This window comes from Stenotrophomonas sp. (assembly GCF_032103445.1).
Lineage (GTDB): Bacteria > Pseudomonadota > Gammaproteobacteria > Xanthomonadales > Xanthomonadaceae > Stenotrophomonas.
The window spans coordinates 81,583-89,471 of sequence record NZ_DAMDFR010000013.1; the positions used below are offsets into that span (position 1 = coordinate 81,583).

At 60.3% G+C, this 7,889-nt stretch carries 5 protein-coding genes; all 5 read left to right on the forward strand.

The features are described from left to right. The 5 genes from RT551_RS07385 to RT551_RS07405 all read left to right on the forward strand — a co-directional run bounded on the left by RT551_RS07385 (window position 1) and on the right by RT551_RS07405 (window position 7,786). Window positions 1–3,228, forward strand: coding sequence for a CusA/CzcA family heavy metal efflux RND transporter (locus tag RT551_RS07385; protein ID WP_312320414.1), 3,228 nt, complete (start codon window positions 1–3; stop codon window positions 3,226–3,228). Between the two features lie 77 nt (window positions 3,229–3,305). Further along, complete coding sequence (locus RT551_RS07390; protein ID WP_312320413.1) at window positions 3,306–5,300, forward strand: heavy metal translocating P-type ATPase; 1,995 nt, start codon at window positions 3,306–3,308, stop codon at window positions 5,298–5,300. A gap of 2 nt (window positions 5,301–5,302) precedes the next feature. Further along, a complete protein-coding gene (locus RT551_RS07395; RefSeq protein WP_313456974.1) occupies window positions 5,303–6,028 on the forward strand; it encodes a response regulator transcription factor in 726 nt (241 codons plus the stop codon). Window positions 6,029–7,014: 986 nt separating this feature from the next. Next, window positions 7,015–7,539, forward strand: a complete 525-nt coding sequence (locus tag RT551_RS07400) for an NIF family HAD-type phosphatase (protein ID WP_312320411.1) — start codon at window positions 7,015–7,017, stop codon at window positions 7,537–7,539. Continuing rightward, complete coding sequence (locus tag RT551_RS07405; protein ID WP_312320410.1) at window positions 7,472–7,786, forward strand: DUF1153 domain-containing protein; 315 nt, start codon at window positions 7,472–7,474, stop codon at window positions 7,784–7,786. The genes RT551_RS07400 and RT551_RS07405 overlap by 68 nt, the downstream gene beginning before the upstream one ends. Window positions 7,787–7,889: the final 103 nt, after the last annotated feature.

The following is a 7,889-nucleotide window of genomic DNA, read 5'->3' on the forward strand; positions in this document are numbered from 1 at the left end:
ATGTTCACTATCATCATTGAATCAGCGGTCCGTTTCCGCTGGTTGGTGGTGTTCCTCGCCGCGATGGTGGCCAGCTGGGGTTTGTTCCAGCTGAGCAAACTGCCCATTGACGCGGTACCGGACATCACCAACAGACAGGTGCAGATCAACTCGATCGCGCCGGCGCTCACGCCTGAGCAGATCGAGCGGCAGGTGACGTACCCGCTTGAGACCGCGTTGGCCGGCATCCCGGGGCTGAACACCACCCGCTCGCTGTCGCGCAACGGTTTCTCGCAGGTCACGGCGATCTTCACCGACCAGACCGACATCTACTTCGCGCGCCAGCAGGTGGCCGAACGCATGCGCGAAGCGGCGGACAGCCTGCCCGAAGGTGTGTCCCCGGTCCTGTCACCGGTGACCACCGGCTTGGGTGAGGTTCTCATGTGGACGGTGGACTTCACCGACTACGATCCGAAGAACCTGGCACCCAAGGGGCAGGCAGGCTGGCAGGAGGGCGAGGTCTACCTCACGCCGGAGGGTAACAGGCTCACTACCGCCGAAGAGCGTGCCACCTACCTGCGTACCGTGCAGGACTGGATCATCGCCCCGCAGATGCGTTCCAGCCCCGGCCTTGCCGGCGTGGATACCGTGGGCGGCTACGTGAAGGAGTACGGGGTCCATCCGGACAGCGCACGCCTGGCGGCTTACGGATTGGGGTTGAACGACCTCGTCCAGGCACTGGAGCGGTCGAACGTGCAGGCTGGTGCAGGCTTCGTCCAGCGTGCAGGCGAAGGCCTCGTGGTCCGCGCCGATGGCCTGGCGTTGACCACCAGCGACCTGGCGCAGTCACCCGTGGCGACCAAGGACGGCGTGGTGATCCGCGTCGCCGACGTTGCCGACGTCGAACTCAGCCGCGCACCGCGACTGGGTGCCGCAAGCCGCAACGGACATGAGGCAGTGCTGGGCACGGCGCTGATGATCGCCGGCGGCAACAGCCGCACGGTGGCACAGTCCGCAGCGGACCGATTGGTCGAGGTGAACAAGTCGCTTCCGCCCAACATCTTTGCGGTGCCAGTGCTCGACCGTAGCCAGCTCGTCAATTCGACCATCAAGACCGTTGCCAAGAACCTGACCGAAGGTGCGCTGCTGGTCGTGGTGGTGCTGTTCCTGCTGCTGGGCAACCTGCGCGCGGCGACTATTACGGCGCTCGTCATTCCGCTGTCGTTCCTGTTTGCCGTGATCGGCATGAACCGGTTCGGGATCAGCGGCAACCTGATGAGCCTGGGTGCGTTGGACTTCGGTATCCTCGTGGATGGCGCAGTGATTGTCATTGAATCCACGCTTCTGATGCTGGGGCAGCGCCGCGCCGAACTGGGCAGGCCGCTGACGGCCATGGAACGGATGAAGATAGCCACGGAATCGGCCAAGAAGATGGCGCGACCGGCGGCTTTTGGTCAGTTGATCATTCTGTTGGTCTTCCTGCCGATCATGACCCTCGAAGGCGTCGAAGGAAAAACCTTCCAGCCGATGGCGGCCACCTTCATGCTGGCGCTCTTGGGTGCCTTCATCTTCTCCTTTACCCTAGTGCCGGCCTTGACCGCCCTGTGGGTGCGCGAGCCGAAGATGAAGCCCGGCGAAGAGCTCCATCACGGCGAGCACGAGACCAAGCTAATCAAGGTGCTGCGCACCCGAATCGAGCCTGTGATCGAGCGTGCTGTCGGCGTGCCGCGCGTGGTGCTCGGAGGCGCGGTACTGACACTAGCGGTAGGTGTGACCTCGTTCATGATGCTGGGGCGCGAGTTCATGCCCACGCTGGATGAGGGCAACTTGGCCATGCAGGCGCTGCGGGTTCCCTCCACCTCGTTGGAGCAGTCCCTGGCCATGCAGTTGGCACTAGAGAAGGCCATTGCCAAGGAGCCGGAAGTGGAGACGGTGTTCTCCCGGACTGGTACCGCGGAGGCGGCCATCGACCCGATGCCCACCAACATTTCCGACAGCGTGATTGTGCTGAAGCCCAGAAGCGCATGGCCGGATCCGAAGCTTTCCAAGGATGAGCTGGTGGGGCGGTTCGAGTCCGTGGCCTCGAAGCAGCTCGGCAACAGTTTCGAGTTCAGTCAACCCATTGAACTGCGCTTCAATGAGCTCATCTCCGGTGTGCGTACCGATCTTGCCGTAATGATCTACGGTGATGACTTCGGTGAGTTGCAGAAGGTCGCAGACCAGGTGGCGCTCAAGCTGCGTGGCGTCCAAGGCTCGGCGGACGTACGGGTCGAGCAGATCTCCGGCCTGCCAACCCTGAACGTCAAGATCGACCATCTGGCAGCCGCGCAGTACGGGTTGACTGCAGCGGACGTTAGCGATGCTCTGTCGACTGGCATCGGCGGCACTGCTGCGGGAAAGATCTTCGAGGGTGATCGCCGCTTTGACGTGGTGGTACGTCTGGATGACGCGGCACGCAATGATCCGGACCAGCTTAGCTCGTTGCCCATTGCCACACCCTCCGGTGCGGTGATACCGCTTTCGTCCGTCGCCCGGATCACCATAAGCGAAGGACCAAATCAGATCAGTCGAAACAACGGCAGCCGTCGAGTCGTGGTGCAAGCCAACGTCCGTGGGCGTGACCTGGGTGGGTTTGTTGGCGAAGCGCAGACGGCGGTAGCGGACGTGAAGCTTCCTGCAGGTTCATATCTCACCTGGGGCGGGCAGTTCGAGAACCTGCAGCGGGCAGAGAAGCGACTGGCGGCAGTGGTTCCTGTCGTGTTCCTGTTGATTGGTGCTCTGCTGTTCATGGCGCTGCGCAGCGCCAAAGAAGCCATTCTTGTGTTCAGCTGCGTACCGCTGGCGCTGGTGGGTGGCATCCTGGCTTTGCTGCTGAGGGGCATGCCGTTCTCGGTGTCCGCAGCGGTGGGGTTCATTGCGGTGTCCGGCGTCGCCACGCTGAACGGCCTGGTGCTGATGCAAGCCATCCGGGAGCGGCTTGATGCAGGCGATGCGCCGTTGGTGGCGTCCCTCAATGGCGCAGCGAGTCGTATCCGCGCCGTGCTCACCACTGCGCTGGTGGCCATTGTCGGCTTCATCCCCATGGCGATCGCCAGCGGTTCGGGTGCAGAAGTCCAGAAGCCGCTCGCTACCGTCGTTATCGGTGGCTTGCTCACCGCGACCATCCTCACGTTGCTGGTGCTTCCCACCTTTGCTGGCCGCATAGCCAAGCCAAGCACCGCCGCAGTAGGAAAGGACGAAGATCACTGATTAGCTGACACCGCGCTCGGGCGCAGAATTTGTTGCGCCCGAGCCTTGAATGATCAGATCAAAATCGGAGAATAGAGATGAGCCAAGCAACAGAAGCTGGCGCATCCCCGAATCAGGGGGATGCCCATTCCCATGGCGGCCTGTTTGGAGTCAATGCCGAGCTGCTGTTCGCCATAGTCTGCGGGCTGCTCCTCGTGACCGGCTTCATCACTGAGAAGTCGGGTGCGTTCGGTATCGCATGGTTGCCCACGGCGTTCTACATGCTTGCCTACGTATTCGGTGGATGGTTCACCCTGGGCGAAGCAATTGAAAACATTCGAAAGAAGCGCTTCGAGATCGATACGCTCATGCTGGTTGCGGCAGCAGGGGCCGCCACCCTCGGAGCCTGGGCTGAGGGCGCATTGCTGTTGTTCCTCTTCAGCCTGGGTCATTCGTTGGAAAACTACGCTATGGGTCGGGCCAAGCGCGCCATCGAGGCCCTCGCCAAGCTGGCACCCGAGACTGCCCTGGTGGTTAAGCAAGGCGGGCCGGTGGAGGTGCCAGTTTCGGCGCTGGAGCCCGGCGACGTCGTTCTGGTGAGAGCGAATGATCGGTTGCCCGCCGATGGCTTCGTGGTCAAGGGATCCAGCAACGTCAACCAGGCACCGGTGACAGGTGAGAGCATTCCGGTGGACAAACATCCAGTGCCTGACGCCGAAGAAGCGAGGCGTCGTCCCGATGCAGTTGACATGGCGTCTAGAGTGTTTGCAGGCACCATCAACGGCTCCGGAGCGTTGGAGGTGGAGGTTAGCCGGCGCTCTACGGAATCCGCGCTTGCACGCGTGGTCAAGATGGTCAGCGAGGCCGAGACACGAAAATCACCCACTCAACGTCTTACGGACAAGTTTGAGCGCATCTTCGTTCCCTGTGTTCTCACCCTCTCTGGCATTCTGCTGTTCTCCTGGGTGGTGATTGACGAGCCGTTCCGTGACAGCTTTTACCGGTCCATGGCCGTGCTGGTTGCAGCCAGTCCGTGCGCATTGGCCATTGCCACCCCAAGTGCTGTTCTAGCCGGCATTGCCCGCGCCGCGCGTAGTGGAGTCCTGATCAAGGGCGGTGCCCCGCTGGAGGAGCTCGGCATGGTCACGGCAATTGCCTTTGACAAGACCGGGACCCTGACCGAGGGCAAGCCCCGCGTGACCGACATTGTCGTGGCGGAGGGCGTAACCGAGAAGGAGTTGTTAGAGATCAGCGTCGCCGTGGAAGCGCTCAGTGACCACCCATTGGCGGCCGCCATCGTTGCAGACGGTAAGACGCGTCTTTCCGGCCAGGTCGCAGTGGTAGCCAGTGGATTTGAGAATCTCGCCGGACGAGGAGTACGAGCGGAGGTTGATGGCCAGCCTGCCTGGATCGGGAAGGCTGAAATGTTTGGGGCTGACGGGGTTCCGGCTCTAGGCTCGTCCACCAAAGAAGGTATCGAAGCGCTGCGCAGTCGCGGCCGAACGACAATGGCGGTGAGACTGGGCGATAGGGATCTTGGCGTCATCGGCTTGATGGACACACCGCGGTCCGAGGCACGCGATGCGCTGGCCAGTTTGCGTGGACTAGGCGTGACCAGGATGATCATGATCTCTGGTGATCACCAGTTGGTCGCGCAATCTGTAGGCAGCGACGTCGGCGTCGATGAAGCGTGGGGCAACCTCATGCCAGACGACAAGGTTTCCGCGATACGTGAGATCAAGGCTAGCCAAAGGATCGCGATGGTTGGCGATGGTGTCAATGACGCACCCGCCATGGCAAGCGCCAACGTAGGTGTCGCAATGGGCGGGGCGTCCTCGGACGTCGCCTTGGAGACTGCGGACGTTGCACTCATGTCGGAGGATCTGCGGCAGGTGGCCTTCTCGGTAGCCCTCAGCCGGCGCACTAAGAAGGTCATTCGTCAGAATCTGTACGTTAGCCTTGGCGTGGTCGCTTTGCTGGTACCTGCTACGGTTCTGGGCTTAGGTATCGGCCCTGCGGTTGCAGTCCATGAAGGAACTACCCTTCTGGTCGTCATCAATGCGCTGCGGCTGCTCAGATTCCGGGCACCCTGATCGTGGACATCCTGCTAATTGACAGCGATCGATATCTCGTTCGCACGCTTCTTGACGAATTGGAAGCCAAGCATCACACCGTGGACGTTGCCCTGAATGGGATCACAGGCTTACATCTTGCTGTGTCAAACAGCTATGACGCGATAATTGTCGACTGGGACCTTCCGCGGATGAGCGGGTTGGATGTGGTACGCAGACTGCGACGTGAACACAACTCTTCCGTTCCAGTGCTGATGCTTGCGTCCATGGCAGATATCGCCAGCAAAGTGGAGGCCTTTCGGACAGGCACTGACGACTTTGTCACAAAGCCGTTCGATCCACTGGAGCTTGAGGTTCGCCTAGAAGCACTAGTGGCCCGTTCTCTAGGCAGAGTCGGGATGCGCCGCCTTTCCGTTGGCGACTTGACTATGGACTTGGCCACTCTCGAGGCATTCCGCGCGGGAAACCGCCTTCACCTCTATCCTGCGTCTTGGAAGCTTCTAGAAGTCCTGATGCGCGAGAGCCCTGGAGCCGTTCCCAGGGAGCATCTCGAACGCGCGGTGTGGGGTCATCAGACACCTGACCATGACTTATTGCGCTCACAGATGTCTAGCCTTCGCAAGACCGTGGACGGGCCATTCAAGGACAAATTGATCCACACACTTCCGCGGTTTGGATACAGGCTTTCTATTCAGACCTCGATGGAGATGCGCGCAGCAGTGATGGAGGGCTCTGGAGGCTATGACTGAACGAAATGGCTTCTGCGTTGATACCGGCCGTGCCTGGTTGGTGGAAGTTGATCGAGGTCAGTCATGAAAAGTGGTTGGCTTGCCGGCGTGCCGGCTGCAGTGTTCGTTGCAGCCTCGCTTTGGGGAATCTTGGCAATGCAGCCGTATGCGCCCAAACCACACGAGTGGATGATGTGGATCCCGGCCACGGTAACTGCGTCCAGCTTGACCATGGCTTGGGTCAGTGCCGCGATTGTGGATCAGATGCCGGCCATGTCGAACACGCGCGCCCGAAGTCGTGTGGTCTTTTCGCGATGGACTCTCATTGTTGCGCTACTGGTAGCCCTCGCCGTTTTCATTGCGTGCGTGACATCGAGCGGGCTTGATAGAGTGTTGACATTGTTTGTTGGCGCGTCTCTAGTTCTATATGCCTCAGTAGCGTCTCTTGTTGCGGCGGCACGTCGCCGCGCGAAGTTCGCCCCTACAATATTCATCATGCTTCTACAATCGGCGGCCTTGGTGCTCACCGCGTTCTTGGTAGCCCACGATGATCCGTCGCTCGACAGAGTAAGTGAAAGTTGGTTTACGGCGAGCATCTTGGCCTCAGGACTCTCTGCGCTCGCTGTCGCCAGATATTGGCAGGCGCTATTGAACGACCCATTAATCTCCTTTTCGCCAATGATTCGCTCAGTTTCTCGATTCTTTGCCGGCGACATGGCGTTGAGTACTTGGCATAGCAAGAACCTGGTGAATGCTGACACAGAGGAAGTGACTGCCAAGGGACCAGTCCGAAGGCGGCAGAAGCGTGGAAGGGAAAGCCGTCGGAGGCGATAAAGCGAATAGTCGGAAAATGGACTTGGAAAGTGATGAGGTGGGTCGGGGCATGTTGGAGAGAAGAACCCCCGGGAGGGATAAGTGGGTAGCCTATTGGCAAAACGGGGCCATCGTGTCTCACCCTGGGCGACCGGGCCCGGTTATTGCGAGAGGGTCATACGGAGGACACGCCCATGAGACCGACCATTCTTGCCTTGGATCTGGAGGGGACCTTGATCTCCAACGCGGTGAGTCAGATCCCTCGCCCTGGGTTGTATTCGTTCCTCGAGCACGTACAGGGACAGTTTGATCAACTGGTGATGTTCACGACGGTCGAGGAGGGCCTTTTTCGCCGCATAGCGACATTCCTGGTGCTCGAGGGACAGGCACCTGCCTGGTTCAGCGAGTTGGCCTACACACAGTGGGAAGGAACTACGAAGGATCTGACTTATGTGGCTCCAACGCTGGGTCAGGCACTGCTGCTGGACGACTACCGTGCGTATTTCCATCCTGAGCAAGAGCCCTGGTGGATCGAAGTGCCGCTGTTCGGTTCACCTTATGAAGCGACCGATACGGGCCTGCGAGTTGCCCAAGAGTGTAATGACCCACTGAATTCCTGCTCAGGTGTTAATTTTCCCCAAGGAGACGCCGATGAGCGAAATGATGGAGGAAGAGATCAAGCGCTGGACCGCCCGGCGCAAGTCGGCGCTGGTCCTTGAGATCATCCAGGGCAAGACCACCGTGGCTGCCGCCAGCCGGCAGTTCGACCTGACCCCGGCGGAGATCGAAAGCTGGGTTGAGGACGGCAAGCGCGGCATGGAGAACGCCCTGCTGGCTAAGCCAGAGGACGTGCGCGAGCAATACGAGCGCCAGCTCAAGGACCTGCAGGAGGCCTATGGCGAGGCCATGCTGGAGATACGCGCCCGAAAAAAGCTGGCGTCCCTGCTGGGAAAGGACGAGAGCTGATGCTCTCGGTCCAGCAGGGCCTGAAGGACGAAGGTGTGTCAGTTCCGATGGTAATCCCCCCACTTCTAGCTGTCGCCAAAAGTGGAACTAGGCCGCCAATGCC

Excerpts from the sequence above, each read along its gene's own strand:
- RT551_RS07400 (WP_312320411.1), top strand. The coding sequence starts at position 7,015 with ATGAGACCGACCATTCTTGCCTTGGATCTGGAGGGGACCTTGATCTCC.
- RT551_RS07405 (WP_312320410.1), top strand. The coding sequence starts at position 7,472 with ATGAGCGAAATGATGGAGGAAGAGATCAAGCGCTGGACCGCCCGGCGC.
- RT551_RS07385 (WP_312320414.1), top strand. The coding sequence starts at position 1 with ATGTTCACTATCATCATTGAATCAGCGGTCCGTTTCCGCTGGTTGGTG.
- RT551_RS07390 (WP_312320413.1), top strand. The coding sequence starts at position 3,306 with ATGAGCCAAGCAACAGAAGCTGGCGCATCCCCGAATCAGGGGGATGCC.